This is a genomic window from Alkaliphilus pronyensis (assembly GCF_009017275.1).
In the GTDB taxonomy this organism is placed as follows: domain Bacteria; phylum Bacillota; class Clostridia; order Peptostreptococcales; family Natronincolaceae; genus Alkaliphilus_C; species Alkaliphilus_C pronyensis.
In genome coordinates this window covers 31854-49584 of sequence record NZ_WBZC01000015.1, presented here as the reverse complement: position 1 = coordinate 49584, position 17731 = coordinate 31854, and the positions used below count along the sequence as shown (strand labels likewise).

At 32.9% G+C, this 17731-nt stretch carries 13 protein-coding genes; 3 read left to right on the top strand and 10 right to left on the bottom strand.

Annotated elements, in window-relative coordinates; translation table 11 throughout:
- Positions 1–100 precede the first annotated feature (100 nt).
- The gene (locus F8154_RS05555; protein WP_151860615.1) at positions 101–778 is read left to right on the top strand and encodes a transporter associated domain-containing protein; all 678 of its coding nucleotides are present in this window, start codon (positions 101–103) and stop codon (positions 776–778) included.
- A gap of 301 nt (positions 779–1079) precedes the next feature.
- Complete coding sequence (locus F8154_RS05550) at positions 1080–2297, top strand: FprA family A-type flavoprotein (protein WP_151860614.1); 1218 nt, start codon at positions 1080–1082, stop codon at positions 2295–2297.
- 16 nt (positions 2298–2313) lie between these two features.
- Here the strand turns inward: F8154_RS05550 and F8154_RS05545 are convergent, their stop codons facing one another.
- The 6 genes from F8154_RS05545 to F8154_RS05520 all read right to left on the bottom strand — a co-directional run bounded on the left by F8154_RS05545 (position 2314) and on the right by F8154_RS05520 (position 11931).
- Complete coding sequence (locus F8154_RS05545; protein ID WP_151860613.1) at positions 2314–3822, bottom strand: DUF1846 domain-containing protein; 1509 nt, start codon at positions 3820–3822, stop codon at positions 2314–2316.
- Positions 3823–3911: 89 nt separating this feature from the next.
- Positions 3912–5360, bottom strand: a complete 1449-nt coding sequence (locus F8154_RS05540; protein ID WP_151860612.1) for a PAS domain-containing protein — start codon at positions 5358–5360, stop codon at positions 3912–3914.
- Between the two features lie 150 nt (positions 5361–5510).
- The gene (locus F8154_RS05535) at positions 5511–6461 is read right to left on the bottom strand and encodes an L-threonine 3-dehydrogenase (RefSeq protein ID WP_151860611.1); all 951 of its coding nucleotides are present in this window, start codon (positions 6459–6461) and stop codon (positions 5511–5513) included.
- 252 nt (positions 6462–6713) lie between these two features.
- Positions 6714–8900 carry a DNA gyrase/topoisomerase IV subunit A gene (locus F8154_RS05530; protein ID WP_151860610.1) on the bottom strand — a complete coding sequence of 729 codons (2187 nt, stop codon included), beginning with the start codon at positions 8898–8900 and terminating at the stop codon, positions 6714–6716.
- Between the two features lie 43 nt (positions 8901–8943).
- Positions 8944–10920: a toprim domain-containing protein gene (locus F8154_RS05525; RefSeq protein WP_151860609.1), complete on the bottom strand. Its 1977-nt coding sequence runs from the start codon at positions 10918–10920 to the stop codon at positions 8944–8946.
- Positions 10921–11073: 153 nt separating this feature from the next.
- Positions 11074–11931 carry a DegV family protein gene (locus F8154_RS05520; protein WP_151860608.1) on the bottom strand — a complete coding sequence of 286 codons (858 nt, stop codon included), beginning with the start codon at positions 11929–11931 and terminating at the stop codon, positions 11074–11076.
- Positions 11932–12099: 168 nt separating this feature from the next.
- Between F8154_RS05520 and F8154_RS05515 the strand changes: the two genes are divergently transcribed.
- Positions 12100–13077, top strand: a complete 978-nt coding sequence (locus F8154_RS05515; RefSeq protein ID WP_151860607.1) for a tocopherol cyclase family protein — start codon at positions 12100–12102, stop codon at positions 13075–13077.
- On the opposite strand, the gene F8154_RS05510 is transcribed toward F8154_RS05515, so the two are convergent.
- The 4 genes from F8154_RS05510 to F8154_RS05495 all read right to left on the bottom strand — a co-directional run bounded on the left by F8154_RS05510 (position 13070) and on the right by F8154_RS05495 (position 17696).
- The gene (locus F8154_RS05510; protein WP_151860606.1) at positions 13070–13831 is read right to left on the bottom strand and encodes an epoxyqueuosine reductase; all 762 of its coding nucleotides are present in this window, start codon (positions 13829–13831) and stop codon (positions 13070–13072) included. The two genes, F8154_RS05515 and F8154_RS05510, sit on opposite strands and share 8 nt — an antisense overlap.
- Before the next feature lie 201 nt (positions 13832–14032).
- Positions 14033–15229 (bottom strand): YibE/F family protein, encoded by a 1197-nt coding sequence (locus tag F8154_RS05505; protein WP_243141177.1) that lies wholly within the window; start codon positions 15227–15229, stop codon positions 14033–14035.
- A gap of 97 nt (positions 15230–15326) precedes the next feature.
- On the bottom strand, positions 15327–16847 hold the full coding sequence (locus tag F8154_RS05500) for an alkaline phosphatase (protein WP_243141176.1): 1521 nt from the start codon (positions 16845–16847) through the stop codon (positions 15327–15329).
- 255 nt (positions 16848–17102) lie between these two features.
- Positions 17103–17696: a 5' nucleotidase, NT5C type gene (locus tag F8154_RS05495; protein ID WP_151860605.1), complete on the bottom strand. Its 594-nt coding sequence runs from the start codon at positions 17694–17696 to the stop codon at positions 17103–17105.
- Between the last annotated feature and the right edge of the window lie 35 nt (positions 17697–17731).

The following is a 17731-nucleotide window of genomic DNA, read 5'->3' as shown; positions in this document are numbered from 1 at the left end:
TTAGCAGTTATTACAGATTATGCTTATTAATTAATGGAGATTTAAATTCAACTGCATTTTAACTAGTTGCAAAGTTTCTTATAGAGGAGTATACTGTTTTATGGTGGACAATATACAGAAGGAAGGTTTTAGTATGTATTTAGATGGTGCTAAGAAAAAGCTGGTTAAATGTGCATCGGGGCTAGAGCTTATTTTAGCCTTATGTGTCCTATTGGCCATAGTAATTGGACTAATAACTATAGTTAAGTATTTAATAATAATTTATCAAACTGATGCAGCATACACCTATGAAGTCTTTAAAAAGTTTCTTGGTTTTGCATTATTACTGGTAATTGGCGTCGAGCTTGTTCTTATGCTTTTATCCCATTCAACCAGTAGTATTTTAGAGCTTGTGCTTTTCGCAATTGCCCGTAAAATGCTGGTATATAGTGAAGCACCCCTTGATTTGCTAATAGGTACAACTGCTATAGCAATAGTATTCTTTATTAGAAAGTATTTAATGTCTCCAAAATATTCATTTAAGGCTGGAAGAATAATCTCAGCCGCTTCTCCTATACATGCCCTCAATTTTGAAGGGGACCTGGATATACCAGAGGATAAGGGAAAAACCATCGGAGGATTAATTTGTCATCTTTCAGAGGAAACCTGTACACCTATAGAGGAGGGTGCAGAATATAGGGTAGGAAATCTTTCTATGAAAATATTGAAAATGAAGGATGGGCTGATAGAAGAGGTAATATTAAATGATTGCGAAAAGCAAAAAGCTAGCTCATTATAAGCAGGTTATTATAACCTGCTTTAGACTAATGAAAAATCCCTATATTTTTGTTACTTCAAAATCCTAGCACACTTAAAAAACTTAGAGGCAGGATGCAAGAGGCTAGAGATTAGAGTTTATGATTTCTCTAAAGCTTCTAACCTCCAACTTCTAGCTTCTTATGTTTACGCTGCAATGGCTAGGATTTTTTGCGCCTCGAAACTAAGACTTTTTGATCAGTCTACGATATTCCTAAGAATATTGATATATTTTAAAATAATTGTTAAACTATTTTTAAAGTAATTAATTAGGAGGTTAGAAAATGATTGATACAATAAAGGTACAGGATAAGTTATATTTTATTGGTGTTAATGATAGAGAAACACATCTATTCGAGAATCTGTGGCCCCTTGATAAGGGAGTGTCATACAATTCTTATTTGATTAATGATGAAAAGGTAGCGCTAATTGATACTGTTAAAAACACAAAAATGGAGTCATTCACCTCTAAAATAGCCAGCCTTTTAAAGGATAAGCCAGTAGATTATTTAATAATTAATCATATGGAGCCAGATCATTCGGGTTCTATAAAGGCAGTTAAAGAAAAGTACCCTAATATTACTATTGTAGGTAATAAAAAGACCTTTGAGCTTTTAGAAAACTTTTATGGTAAAATGCCAAATTATTTAGTGGTAGAAGATGGAGATGTTCTTGACTTAGGAGAAAAAAAGCTTAAGTTTTATATGACTCCAATGGTACATTGGCCTGAAACAATGATGTCATATGAAGTTACTGGAGGTGTGTTATTCTCTGGTGATGCCTTTGGTGGTTTTGGTACCCTAGATGGTGGAGTATTTGATGATGAAGTCAATTTAGAGTTTTATACTGATGAAATAAGGAGGTACTACTCCAACATAGTAGGAAAATATGGAGCTATGGTTCAAAAAGCATTAAAGAAATTAAATGCTGCAAATATACCAATTAATGTTATAGCCCCAACTCATGGTCCGGTTTGGAGAAGCAACCCCACCTGTATTATAGATTATTATGATAAATGGTCTAGGGCTGAAACCGAAGAAGGTGTTGTAATTGTATATGGATCAATGTATGGAAATACCCAAAAGATGGCGGATTATATTGCAAGGGAGCTTTCTGAAAGAGATATAAAAAATATTCGTATATATGACTCCTCAAAAACACATGTTTCGTATATCATTAGTGATATTTGGAGATTCAAGGGACTAGTTCTTGGTAGCTGTGCCTATAATACAGGCCTATTCCCTTCTATGGAAAATGTGCTACATAAAATTGAAAACTCACAGCTTAAAAATAGATATTTAGGTATATTTGGAACAGCCTCCTGGAGCGGTGGTGGCGTTTCAACCCTAAATAAGTTTGCTGAAAAAATGAAATGGACACAAGTTGGTAGGTCTGTAGAAGCCCAATCCTCACCTAAGGAAGAGGAATTTAAATTATGCAGTGAAATTGCTGAAGAAATGGCTAAATCCTTGATATGTGATAGAAAAAACCGTACTTTTTAGTACGGTTTTATTTTAATTAAATATTATAATATAGGCTTTCTGAAGGATATTCTGGTTCACTTGTAATATCTATCCCCAGCCTTCTGTATATTTCTTCATCATTGCTTAACAAAATAGTTGTAGAGTGGGCTTGACATCCCTTTAGCATTGAAAGCTTCTCCATTGCAACTTGAGCCATTGGGTTTGTAGCTGCACATATGCTTAAGGCTATTAGAATCTCTTCACAATTTAGGGCGGTGTTATTACTACCTAATGTATTTGCCTTTAAGCTTCTAATTGGCTCCAGTATTAGGGGTGAAATAAGATGTATCTCATCAGATATTTTTGCTAAATACTTTACAGCATTTAGTATTACAGCTGCTGTAGCCTCCATCTCCTTTGAGCCTTTACCGGTTAGAATAGTTCCATCCTCTAGCTCAATTGCTACTGCTGGACAAACCTCGTTTCCATTGGTTAATTCCTTTAGTTTTGCAGATCGATCTCTGGCGTATACAACAACCCTTCTATCTTCTTGCTTAAGGTTTAGTTCCTCCATTATTAGCTTTATCCTATCATATGTCTCCCTATCTACATAGCCCTTTTTAAATTCACAGGCTATTTTAAAATGTCTTCTTATTATTTCCTGCCTAGAGGCCTCTTTTATTACTGCATCGTTAATTATACCAAACCCAACCCTATTAACCCCCATATCTGTAGGGGATTTATATACAGATTCTTCTCCAGTAATCTTTTCAATAATTCTCTTTAAAATTGGAAATGTTTCTATATCCCGATTATAATTAACTGCTATGTTATCGTAGGCATCTAAATGAAATGAATCTATCATGTTTACATCCTTTAAATCTGCAGTAGCAGCTTCATATGCAATGTTTAAGGGATGCTTTAATGGTATATTCCAAACTGGAAAGGTTTCAAACTTAGAATACCCTGCTGCTTTTCCCTTCTTATGCTCATGATAAAGCTGATTTAAACAGGTTGAAAGCTTACCGCTTCCTGGTCCTGGAGCAGTAACCACAACTATTGGTTTAGTAGTTTCAATATATGGGTTTTGACCATATCCTTCATCGCTTACAATTGTATCTATATCTGTAGGATAGCCCTTTGTTTTACTATGGGTGTACACTTTTATTCCTCTTTGCTTAAGTCTATTCATAAATACATTGGTGGCAGGTTGTCCGTCATATCTTGTAATTACTACACTATTCACCTCAAGCTCAAATGCCCTCAAATCATCAATCATCCTTAAAACGTCCATGTCGTAGGTGATACCAAAATCTCCTCTTATCTTATTTCTTTCAATATCCCCAGCATAAACACATATTAAAACCTCTATTTTATCCTTTAACCTATGTAGCAGCTTTATTTTTGCATTTTCATCGAAGCCAGGCAGAACTCTTTTTGCATGTAAGTCAAATAGTAGCTTTCCACCAAATTCTAAATAAAGCTTATCATAATTATTAACTCTCTCTAAAATGTATTTTGATTGCTCTTCTAAGTATTTTTTATGGTCGAATCCAATTTGCATTTTATCTCCTCACCTATTAAGTAAATTTGTTTTATGCCTTAATTAAATGTAAGCATAAAGTCTTATTATTAACGGATTAATTACTATCATTAGGCTTTATATATACCTACATAATAAATAATCCTATTGTTCTCGTCTTCTATTCCATTTATATTAAGTACCTGTTGAATTACGCTACCACGCTTATTTTTATTATAGATTGTCCCTTGCCAACTACCCTTTTCTTTTATTTCCCTCCACATATTTTCATAAAATTCCTTATCATGAAGTCCAGAGCTGAAGAGATTAGGTTTTTTTTCTATTACTTGAATAAAGGAGTAGCCACTACTCTTCATAAAGGCCTTGTTAATCCACTTAATTTTACCATCTAACTCAGTGATAATAACTCCATCAGGTAAGCTTTCAAGTATTTTTCTATATAGATGTAATTGCTTTTCAGTTGACTTTCTTTTTGATATATCTGAATAAATTATATATGCACCAATTATAATATTATGATTAATTATTGGGTATGACAAAATCTCTACATCTATTAGAGTTCCGTCTTTTTTTCTTCTTTTATCTTCTTTCCTAACTACTTCACCTCTATATACCAGTTGAATGTCTTTATCTACCTGGGCCTTAATGGTTTTTGTTGATACAAAATCATTTATTGCTTTTCCTTTTACATCCTCTAAGCAATATTGAAACAAATTTGTAAAGTTCCTATTTACGTTGATTATATTTTGATTTTTATCTAATATAGCTACTGCATAGGGTGAATCAAAAAACAAAGTATCAAACATTAATTTTTGATGGGTTTTATCTGATACATCATGTATTATGGAAAACAATAATTTTTCATTTCCTATTTCAACAGGAAAGCTATGGACCTCTACATCCTTTAACTGGTTGCTTGCAATACGATGGGTAAACTGAAAATAATTTCTTTTTTCTAATTTAGCTAAGCTTAGTTCTCTTGATACTTCTTCTTCATCTAGAGCATTAATATCATGCACCCTCATAGATAATAATTGATTTTTTGAATACCCATAATAGTCTACTGCTGATTTGTTAGCATCAATTATTTTGCCTGTAGAAGGATTTACAAGGAGCATCATACTTTTATGATTTTCAAATAGTAATTGATAGTTTTCTTGTCTTTGCTTTAGCTCCTTCTTAAGTTTTTGAACCTCATCAATATCTATTATTACAGCATATAAAGTGTTATTATAATTTTTTAGTATTATTCTAGCAAAAAATGCATCCCCATTTTTTTTCTTATGGGTCCATACAAACTCCATGTCTTGTTCTTCATGCAAAGCTCTAGCAATTATTTCTTCTCCCTTAATACTAGAAACATCACCATTAGATTGCTTTTCAGGTGAGAGATCATATGGCTTTAGCCCAATAATTTCGTTTTTTTCTTGATAGCCAAATATTTCTACTGCAGCCCTATTGCAGTCAACTATCTTTGAATTTTTTATAATATATAAGGCAGATGGAAATATATCCTTTAATTGATTAAAGCTTATTTTATTATATAAATCTATATCCAAAGTACCACCCCCCTTTGTTTTCTTATATATAATTATAGCTTTTATTTCATATTGAGTAAATCTCTTTATACTTCTTTATTAACATCAAAAAGCCTAGCAATCCTATTATCTATTTTGATAGGAAGATTGCTAGGCCTTTAAGTTAATCTATTAAATACCCTTTTCTTTTAGCTTGCTTAGCATATCTGCGGTCATCTTTGCTAAGTCATATTGTGCATTAAAGCCCCATTCCTCTATTGCCGCTGTAGGATCAATGGAATTTGGCCAGCTGTTGGCTATTGCCTGTCTCATAGGATCTACCTTATAATCTATGGTGAATTCTGGTATATGCTTCTTTATTTCAGCAGCTAATTCTTCTGGATCGAAGCTCATAGCTGTTACATTAAATGCATTTCTATGCTTTAGCTTGGCTGGGTCTGCCTCCATTAAGTCAATTATTGAATTTACTGCATCTGGCATATACATCATATCCATATATGTACCTGCTCCTATGTAGCTGGTATATTTTTTATTTCTTAAAGCCTCATAGAAAATATACACTGCGTAATCAGTTGTACCTCCACCTGGTTCTTGGGCATATGATATTAAGCCTGGAAAACGAAGTCCTCTAGTATCAACTCCAAACTTATGGAAATAATAATCACATAACAGCTCTCCAGATACCTTATTAACACCATACATTGTGGTTGGTCTTTGTATTGTATCCTGCGGAGTATTATCTTTTGGGGTTGAGGGACCAAAGGCACCAATAGAACTAGGAGTAAAGAATTTACAATTTAACTCCCTTGCAACCTCTAGGGCATTAATAAGTCCTCCCATATTAATGTTCCACGCCATAAGAGGATTATTTTCTGCTGTAGCTGACAATAGGGCTGCCATATGAATAATGGTATCAATATTATGCTTTTTAGCTACTTCAAAAAATCTTTTATCATCAGTTACATCTAACTCTTCAAAGATTCCAGATTCCACTAATTCATGTCCACTTTTTCTGCTTCTGTTTGATGCTATTATGTTGTCAGCACCATAGATATCTCTCATTTTTACTACCAGCTCTGTTCCAATTTGCCCCAATGAGCCAGTTACTAAAATCTTTTTCATGCTATTCAACTCCTTATAAATAATTTGCTTAAACAATTGCCTCTATATATTCTTCTCCCAAAGCCATTAAAATATTTAATAGTTAATCCTACTATTTAAATATCTTTGTCTAAAATTACAGCTGTAAGCCCTTACTCAATGTTGGATGCTTCAGTGTTTTTGGCTTATATTACTATTATATCAAATAAAAAATTAAAATAAATAGTTAAGCTTAATCATTACATAAAATTCATAAATATACAATATTGAAATTTAAATGAAGCTTAGGTTTTCTATGGGCCTTTCTAAAAAATCATCCTTCTTAAGGAAGGTACCTATTGCTGGTATGTTACCCCTATAATACTCTAAATCCTTAAAGAATACCTCTTCTAAACCCTTAATCCTTGATAGGGTACTGCCATTCTTAGATTTTAAGACTTGTATACCCATTGAATTACGTGTAGATTTATCGTTAATTTGGCTTGTATTAAAAATTAATACTTTGTTAATGCTGCTTATGGCAATTAGCTCCTTATCCTCTATTAAATGCTCAATGTAAACCAGTTCCGATTCATTTGAATAAGCATTTGCTAATTGCTTTCTATTGGTTTTAGTTTGGTAGCTTTCCATAGTTATTTTTGCACACTTGCCATTCTTGTAAAAGAAAAGCATATGTCCTAAATAATCATTTGTGGCAGTCATGTATATAATTTTTTCTTCTTCATCTAATGATAATAGGTTTTTCAGATAGTCTCCTAGAATGCTTGTCTTTTTATCCTCCAACTCATAGCATTTAAGCTTATACACCACATGCTTATTGGAAAAAAGCAATAGGTCACATTTATTGTTGGCTTCAACCTCCTGTACAATGAAGTCATTATCCTTAAGCTTGTGTCCATTACTGCTGGCCCTCAAGGAGGCCAATGATACCTTTTTTAAATAGTTTTCATTTGTCAAAAATAGCTTAACATTATAGTCTTCAATTAAGAGCTCTTCTGTCACTACTTCAACCTGCTTTTCCTCTATTATTTCTGTTTTTCTATCTTTTCCATATTTAATGGAAACATCCTGTAGCTCCTTAATAATTACCTCTTTAACCTTAGCTTCACTTTTTAAAATACCATTTAGATTTTTAATCTCTTTATTAAGTTTCTTTATATCCTTAGTCTTATTTAATATATACTCTTGATTAAAGTTTCTTAATTTAATTTCAGCAATGAACTCTCCCTGTACTTCATCTATTTCAAAGCCCTTCATTAGATTTGGTACAACCTCTTTGTCATTTTTAGTGTCCTTTACTATTTTAACTGCCTTATCTATATCTAATAATATCTTTTCTAAGCCCATTAAAAGATGCAGCCTTTGACTTTTTTGCTGAATGTCGTAGGCCAACTGCCTTTTTATGCAATCAATCCTAAATTCTGTCCATTCATGGATGATAGCTTTAACACCCAAAACCTTTGGATTACCCTTAATTAATATGTTGAAATTGCAGCTAAAGGCATCTTGAAGAGTTGTAAGCTTGTAAAGTCTATTCATTAGCTGTTCTGCATCAGCACTTCGTTTTAAATCTATTGTTATTTTTAGCCCTTCCTTATCTGTTTCGTCCCTTATATCGCTTATTTCTCTAATTTTTCCACCCTTAACCAGCTCAACAACCCTATCAATAATTGCTTCAGTAGTTGTTGTGTATGGTATTTCATATATTTCTATGCAATTATTTTTCTTATCGTAAATATATTTACCTCTTAAATAAAAACTGCCCTTTCCAGTAGAATAAATGGACTTTAATTCAGCCTTGTTTATTATGATTTGTCCTCCCGAAGAAAAATCAGGAGCCTTTAAGTATTGTGTAATATCAGTATCTGGGTCCTTTAGATATTCAATAGTGGACCTACATACCTCTATTAAATTAAAGCTACATATAGAGCTGGCCATACCTACTGCTATACCCATGTTAGGATTAACTAACACATTAGGGAAGGTAGTAGGCAATAGTTTTGGCTCCTGTAGTGTATTATCATAGTTTGGTACAAAATCTACAGTGTCTTTATTTATATCTTTAAAAAGCTCTTCGCATATGGCCTCTAACTTAGCTTCAGTATAACGTGGTGCTGCATAGGCCATTTCTTTTGAGTAGTTTTTACCAAAGTTCCCCTTACTGTCAATCAGAGGATGTAAAAGAGCTTCGTTACCACGGGTTAAACGCACCATAGTCTCATATATGGCACTATCCCCGTGGGGGTTAAGCTTCATTGTCTGTCCAACAATATTTGCGGACTTTGTTCTACTCCCCTTTAATAATCCCATTTTAAACATTGTATATAATAGTTTGCGATGGGATGGCTTTAAACCGTCTATTTCAGGTAATGCTCTGGAGATAATTACACTCATAGAATATGGCATATAGTTTTTTTCTAAGGTTTCTACTACATTTAAATGGGTTACTTTAGACTGCATATTTTGCTACCCACTCCTTTTATCTAAATATGATTAATAATTTTTAAACAACGTCAGATTCATCAATATATTTATATCCATGCTGAGAAATATGTTCTTTTCTTCCATTAAGATTATCCCCAAGAAACAACTCAAAGGCTTCTTTGGTTGCTTTAGCCTCTGCTGGTGTCACCTGTATTAATCTCCTTGTTTCAGGGTTCATTGTGGTATGCCACATCATTTCAGGTTCATTCTCCCCTAGACCCTTAGATCTTTGAATTTTATAATTACCCTTAAGCTTCTTAAGTATTTTATTTTTTTCGCCATCTGAGTAGGCGAAATAAACATTATCCCTACTATCGGTGATCTCATAGAGAGGTGACTCAGCAATATAAACATAGCCTTTATCGATTAATGTAGGTGTTAGTACATAAAGCATTGTTAAGATAAGGGTTCTAATTTGAAAGCCATCCACATCTGCATCTGTACATATGATTACTTTGTTCCAGTTAAGTTTTTCAATATTAAAAAAGCTTAAGTCATTATGTTTATTTTTAATCTCTACTCCACAGCCTAAAACCTTTATAATATCGACAATAATATCATTCTTAAATATCTTATCATAATCAGACTTTAAACAATTTAGTATTTTACCACGAACTGGAATAATTGCCTGAAACTCAGCATCTCTACCCATTTTTGTTGAGCCTAAAGCTGAATCTCCCTCAACTATAAAAAGCTCTCTTCTTGAGACATCTTTAGTTCTACAATCTACAAATTTTTTCACCTTATTTGAAAAGCTGTCTATACCTTTACTTAGCTTTTTCTTTACATCTATTCTAGTTAGCTCTGCCTTTTCTCTACTTCTCTTATTAACTAAAACCTGCTCTATAACCTTATCTAGGTCATTTGAGTTCTCAACAAAGTACACCTCAAGCTTCTCCTTTAAGAAGGAGGTCATTGCCTCTTGAATAAATCTATTGGTTATTGCTTTTTTTGTTTGATTTTCATAGCTTGTAACTGTTGAGTAGGTATTAGTAACTAATATTAGGCTATCCTTAATGTCAGTAAAGGTAACCCTTTTTTCATTCTTAGAATATTTGTTCTTATCCTTAATAAAATTATGGATTTGCGATGAAAACCCACTATCAACTGCTTTTTCTGGAGAACCACCATGCTCTAAAAAAGAAGAATTATGATAATATTCTAAAAGGGTATGCTCATTATTAAAGGCAAAGGCAACTTCAATTTTTAGTTTGTATTTTTCTTTATCCTCTCTATCTCTACCCTTTGTTTCAATTTCAAAATACTGGGGCTCTGTAAAGCTTTTCCCTTGACCTGCCTCTTTAACATAGTCTATAATTCCATTTGCATATATATATTCATAAAAGCTATCTGATTCTTCATCATAAAGCTTAAATGTTATTCCCTTATTCACTATAGCTTGTCTTTTAAGGGTTTCTTGAAAAAAGCTTAAGGGTATATCAATATCATTAAATACTGCTAAATCTGGCTTCCATCTTATTATTGTACCTGTATTTTGATAATTGCACCTCTCTTTAATTAGCCCTCCAATATTATCTCCCTTTTCAAAATGTAGCTGATATTTATATCCATCTCTATAAACTTCTACATCCATGTATTCAGAAGCAAATTGTGTAGCAGCTGTTCCCAGACCATTAAGACCAATACTATATTGATAATTGCTGCCAGTGTTATTATTATACTTGCCTCCTCCATAGAGGATAGTAAACACTATTTCCCAATTATATTTTTGTTCCTTTTCATTGTATTCAAGAGGTATCCCTCTTCCTTTATCTCTTACTTCAATAGATTTATCCCTGTATCTAAAGACCTCTATTATATCTCCAAAGCCTTCTTGTGCTTCATCCCTAGCATTTGCAACAATTTCAACAAGAGTATGCCTGCATCCCTCAATACCATCACTTCCAAAAATTACTCCTGGTCTGAGTCTTACCTTATCCTTTTCCTCTAAGGTTGATAGACTATCGTTTCCATAATTGTGTTGATTTTTTTCCATCTATGCTCCTCTTTTCTTAAGTAAATACCAATTTTTATAATAGCATAAAAATACATTGCAAAAGATAATATAGTCTAATACTCAGATTGTAAGCAATATGGTATTAGACTTTATGGATTAAACAAATGTGATAATTATTCTTCCCTCGTAGATCTATCGTAGGTCCTCTTTAGTATAATAGACAACACCAATAGCTCCTGGTCCTACATGTAGTCCTATAACGGGACCTATATCCTGTATTTTTATGTTCACGTCAATAAACTTCTTTAACTCTTTAACTACCTCAAAGGCTTCATCTTTACAGTTTATGTGATGAATTACAATGTTACCAAGCCCATAGCTTTTTATATCCTTTATAACCTGATCAACAATAGTTATTACTGCTTTTTTCTTTGTTCTAACCTTCTTGAATATTGAAGTTACTCCATTTTCTACAGTTAAAATAGGAATAATTTTTAGAAGATTACCTATAATAGCATTGGCACGTCCTATTCTTCCACCCTTTTCTAAATACTTTAAATTATCTGGAATAAAGAGGAATCTACTTTTTTTAATATTGGCCTTAGCTATTTTAACAACCTCTTCTAAGGGTTTATTTTCCTTTCCTGCTTTGGCTGCTTCTATTGCTACAAATCCCAGCTGCATACAATTTGATCTTGAATCAATTACTTCAATTTTGGCATCGGGGTAATTATCTAAAACCATATCTTTTGCCAAATTGGCTGTATAGTATGTACCACTCATATCCGACGATAAAAAAAAACAAACTAGCTCATGTCCCTCTTTTATAACCTTTTCCATTTCACAATAGAAATCTCCTACAGAGGGTTGAGAGGATTTTGGTATACCCTTTTTATCCATCATTTCATAAAAGCTTTCATTATTTAATTCTGTTTCTTTAAAGGTCTGATCTGGAAACTCTACCCTTAAAGGAATTATTCTTATATCCAGCTGCTGTTTAGTTAATTCATCTATATAACTTGTGCTATCTGTTAATACCTTAATACCCATGTCTTTTCCTCCAATTTCTTCTAAAATAATAGTTACTATAATTCTAACATAAATTATTATGAATGTATAAAGCATAATTAGCTCATATTCTATAATTCTTTGGTGAAAATAAAGCTATGTTTTATGGTATACTAATAATTACATATTAACAACTAAAGGAAGATGAAAATGTATTTACTAAAAAAACTTTTTAATCCAGAGATTTTTCAAGGCGGTTTTAAGAAAAAAAATTACTTTGAAGGTTGGTATTTTAAGCTGATCGACGAAAACACTAATAATATTCTTGCTATAATTCCAGGTATATCCTATGAGTCTAAAAACGAGAAATCCCATGGATTTATACAGGTATTTTTAGGTAAGGAAAATAAAACCTATTATATATCCTTCCCAACTGATAATTTCAGTTACTCCAAGGATACCTTTGAAATCTCTATTAATAAAAACTATTTTAGTAATAATAAAATTGTGTTAAGCTTAAAGTCCTCTGATTGTGCTATTGAAGGCGAGTTAAGCTTCACAAATATAGTCCCCTTCCCTAAGTCCTTTTTAAATCCAGGTATTATGGGTCCTTTTTCATTTATACCCTTTATGGAATGCTATCACGGAATTGTAAATATACATCATAATATAAAGGGAGCATTGTTAATAAATGGTATTAATACTTCATTTGATAATGGCTATGGGTATATAGAAAAGGATTGGGGGACCTCCTTTCCAGAGGCTTATATCTGGCTTCAATCCAATCACTTTGCAGAAAAAGACGTTTCTGTAATGTTTTCCATAGCAAAAATTCCGTGGTTAAAAAGACATTTTATAGGTCACATTTCCTTCTTAAGAATAGGTGATAGCTTCTATAGATTTGCCACATATACTGGCGCTATTGTTAAGAGTATTAATATCTCAAACAATATGCTTGAGGCAACTATAAAGGATGGCAAAGGCTGCCTTCAAATTACAGCTTATTTTTCTAATTCCAGTATTCTTCTGGCTCCACAAAATGGCGTTATGAAGCGAGATATTTTAGAGAGCATCACTGCAAAGGTTTATGTTAAGCTATCAGATAATAAAGGTAATATAATCTTCGAAGGAGAAGGTGCCAATACAGGGCTAGAAATGGTTGGAGATTTATCCCTATTAGCTACCTAGTAGGTATCTTTGTTGAACAGGGCATACCAACTGTACATTTTCCACAAACATCTGCAACCCCTATATCGCCAAGGTTATTGTCATTATAAAGACACATTTCATAGCATTTATGTCTATTGAAACTATCAATTTGTAGTGACCCGTTGACACAGGCTTTTACACATTTTTTACAGCCACCATTTACCTTATAAATGCAATACTCTTCATTGTGAAAGCCTGTAGTTTCAATTTTTAAGCTAGTTACTATGCTTCCTACTCTACCACAGCATCCTTTTTCTGTTATTAACATATTATTCAAACCAAACTTTCCTAAGCCAGCTATATAAGCAACATGTCTATGGGACCATTGACTAACAAGCTTTTTTTCGTCAAAGTTATGGGTTGCAGGAATAATAGTTGCCTCATATCCTAATTCCTTTATTATATTAAATATATATGAGTTTAAATCGTAAATTAGTTTATTGGTTTCTATGTATGCTACTCCCCATTCCTTAGAGCTTTCTATACCTTTTATATTGCTTTTTATAACAGCTTCTTCAAAGGGAAGAAAATAAGCTATTATTGTTTTTGCATCAGGCAAAAAGTCTCTTGGCATACTATGCTCTGGGGTTACAACCTTTTTTAACTTTTCAAACTCCCTATTATTAGCATCACAGAAGGTTATTAATGGTTCTCCCCATTTTGTTATAGTTCCTTTTATATTAGGGTAGTCTTTTACAAAACCCTTTATATAGGCTTCAAGTCTTTTTTGCATATTCTAATCCCCCTTTAGCCTACTGGTATTTTTATATAAGCAATATAGAATACTATCGGCTTCCACTAAAATATGTATTATAAATGAAATACTTCACCATTTTTTTTAAAATTCCTGCTATTTTGAGTATATAAAAACCATATTAAGCCCTTTAACTAAATATGGTTCTTCTTTGTATATATTTATTTTTTAAGGCTAAAATTAATGCTCTAGCTTTAAGTCTCCCTCTAGCTTTGAATTATTATTTAAATCCTTTACAATATTAGTAACATAGCTTGTTTCAGTTAAAAGAAAAGATGCTAAAATAGCTGTAAAGGGGGCCACGGTTACTAACCCAAAGCTTCCCACTATTGTATGTAGTATTTCTGCTGACACATATCTTAAATTAAGTATGTTAACAACTGGTGTCCCTTGAGCCATAAATACCATCAATAAAGCAACATATCCGCCTGAGTAGGCCAGTAGAAGGGTTGTAGTCATTGTTCCTATAACCGCTCTACCAATTTGAAATCCTGACTTTATAGCATCCTTTGTAGTTATTTTAGGGTTGTTTAATACAATTTCGTGGATAGATGTAGATATATCCATAGCCACGTCCATAACTGCTCCAGCTGAGGCTATAAATATTCCAGCTATAAAAATATCAGTTAAATTTAAATTTGCATAACCTGAATATAATAGGCTTTCAGAAAAGGGTAGCACCGCTCCATGAATTTTAAACAATTTTCCAAACACTATAGCTAAAACACAGGTTAATAAACTACCTGAAAAGGAGCCTAAAATTGCTGCTAAGGATTTTCTATTCACTCCCCCCACAAGGGTGATAATACAAATAGTAAGAATTACAACAATGGCTAGTGAGACAATTATCGGGTTCCAACCCTTTAATAACGAAGGAATTAATACCTTCCATATCATTAGTATTGTTAATATAAATGAAATTATTGCCTTTATTCCCGTCCAGCCTGCAAATGTAACTAATAGAACTACAAAGGCTCCGAATAATATAAGCTCTAAATTAATACGATAATGATCAATTATATTGACATGCTGAACTTCATTATCTAAGAAGTCTATTACAACCAATGCTCTGTCATTTTCAGTAAATACCTTATCAAACTCTAGCTTACCTGTAAATCTATTTAATGCCTCATATTCTTCACCCTTAAAGGTTCCCTGTAAAATCTTAACCCTGCATACTTGAGTTCCTTGTAAAACAGTTCCTCCAGCACTATACACATTACTATTATCAACTTCAAGAACTAAGGCCTCAGCCCTTGTACTATTAGGATAGGCATTATCATTAAATCCTGTGGGTATCATAAAAAGTAGGATCACCAGCAGAGTAACCACTATAACAAATATTCGGTCTGGATTTAGTAGCTTTTTTTTCATCATCTATTCAACCCCTTCTATGCCTTTTTTTAGCTAATAGCTTTAAAGGGAGAGTTTCCTCCCCCATCTTAGCTAAAAATATTTGACTTTAATATTTAAACTATTTTACCTTAGTAATAGCTGCTAACTTCTCGTAGATATCAGTATTATCATAATAACCATTAAATAATTCATGTCCTACACCAATAGCATATACAGGAACTGGTAACCCTGTATGGGAGAAGGATGTATAGTCAATACCAGCCTTGTTATTTAATATGTGGGTTAATGTAATAGATAGAGGCTCATAGTACCCGTACATTACCTTTTCTTGATCTGTATATATTCTATCTTCAGAATCCCTCATTGATTGCTTTAATGCTTCTTCTAATCTATTTATCTCATATTGAGTCAATACCATGCTTTTATTTTCTTCCTTTTTAGCATCCTCATCAGTAGGTGCTATTAAACCATAGGCATTTTTAATTTCATCATACAAATCTGATAGCTTTGCTTTGTCCTTTGATGTGTTTTCCTTATATTCTTTAACAATACCATTGAATTTTGATTGAGACATAGTTACTCTGTCAATTTTGTTAAAGAAGGTTTCATAGCCTGTTCCTGCAAAACCTATTGACATTCCACCACATTCATGGTCTCCTGTAACAATTATTAAGGTATCCTTAGGATGCTTATTATAAAACTCTACTGCTTCATCTATTGCCTTAGAAAATTGAATTGTATCATGTATTGAAGCAGCAGCATCATTAGCATGACCAGCCCAGTCAATTTTTCCAGACTCTACCATCATAAAGAAACCATCTTTGTTATCTAATACCTCAATGCCTTTTTTTACAAAATCAGATAAAGCTAATTCATCTGCTTTTCTATCTATTTCGTAGGTCATTGCGTTTCCGTCTAGTACTGGACTAATTGCAACTGTTTTACCTGATTCTGAGTTAAGCTCTAATATTTCTTCCTTTGTATTAATAACATTGTAGCCCTTGCTTTTAACTACATCTAAAATATGCACTTTGTCTTTATCCGCACCAGTTGGTTGATCAAAGGATCCACCTGCATAAAAGTCAAAGTCACTATCTGCCAATTGTAATCCTATTTCATATGCCATACGTCTGCTTGGTACATTTGAATAGAAACAGGCAGGAGTAGCATGGGTAATAGGAACACTTGAAACAATACCGATCTTTTTACCTTGTTCCTTTAGCTTCTTTGAAATAGGTGTGAACTCAATTTGCTTTGTAACATCCATATTGATTACTCCGCCTAGGGTTTTTTCTCCAGTAGCTAAGGCAGTTGCTGTAGAGGCTGAATCTGGAATAAAGGACTCTGCATCATAGGTTAAAGCTGTACCAGCAGCTGGAAACTTACTAAAGCTTAAATATTCAGAGGTTAGAGCTTTTGTGCCATTTTTTTGTCCCAGGTACATTTCTGCAGAAGTAATTTGCGGGAAGCTCATACCATCACCGATAAACAAAAACACATACTTTGGGGCTTTACCACGATATGTATTATTTGCATGATTACTACTTGTTGCCATTGAATCTCCCATGAAACCAACACATAGAGCAAATACTAAAGCGATAGATACTATGAGGCCTAATCTTCTTTTTAAATTAAACACCCTTATATTCCTCCTTGTTTTATATTGAATAATTGCGCAATTATTCTTTGAATAAATAAGTTATCAATTTATCCAAGTCAATCATAACTTTTATTTGTTAATGACCTATTATACATATGTAAATAATGGGTTAATTAGTTAATATAAGAAATATAGCTAAGAAGTTATCAAAATACCCCGACAGCAATAGCCCTACTGCTATAAAGCAGTAGGGCTACTTGTTATTTATGGAGGTTGTAGGAATAAAAAGCTTATTTATGTAGCCAGTTTGTAGCTATCAAGCTGTTTGTTACAACGTTTATTTATATAATCTTCAATTTCTGACCAATTAGTAACCCGTGTAATTCCTTTTGTCAATGAACCCAGATTATAGTAGCAGTTTATCAGTAAAACTTCAAAGCCTGCATTTGAAAGCTGTATAGCATTCTCATAACGATCTTCAATAAAAATATCACAGGCTAAATCCTTAGCCCTCTGAACCTTATTATGACTCCCTAGTAATGATAGGGTATGATAGGGTATTTGGTTTTTTTCAAACCACCCATCAGTAACATTCCTCATTTTTTCTTCCCTAGCTGTAACAAAGTGAATTTTATTATGCTTATATAGTTTTTGAAGGACCTTTCTTGCACCCGTTCTTATGCTTGCCTCCTTATGGATAATTTCTCCATATTGATGATAAAACATATCATACTCCTTACTATCCACCCCTAGTACACGATGTATTTCGTAATATTTTATATCTTTAGGTTTAAGGCTTACATTAAAATAATTATTTATTCTAGGTATCCAGTCATAAGCACCAGTAACTGTTCCATCAATGTCAATACACAAATTTAGCCTATTCATCTTCAGTCCCTACCTCCTATTCAAGCATACTTTAT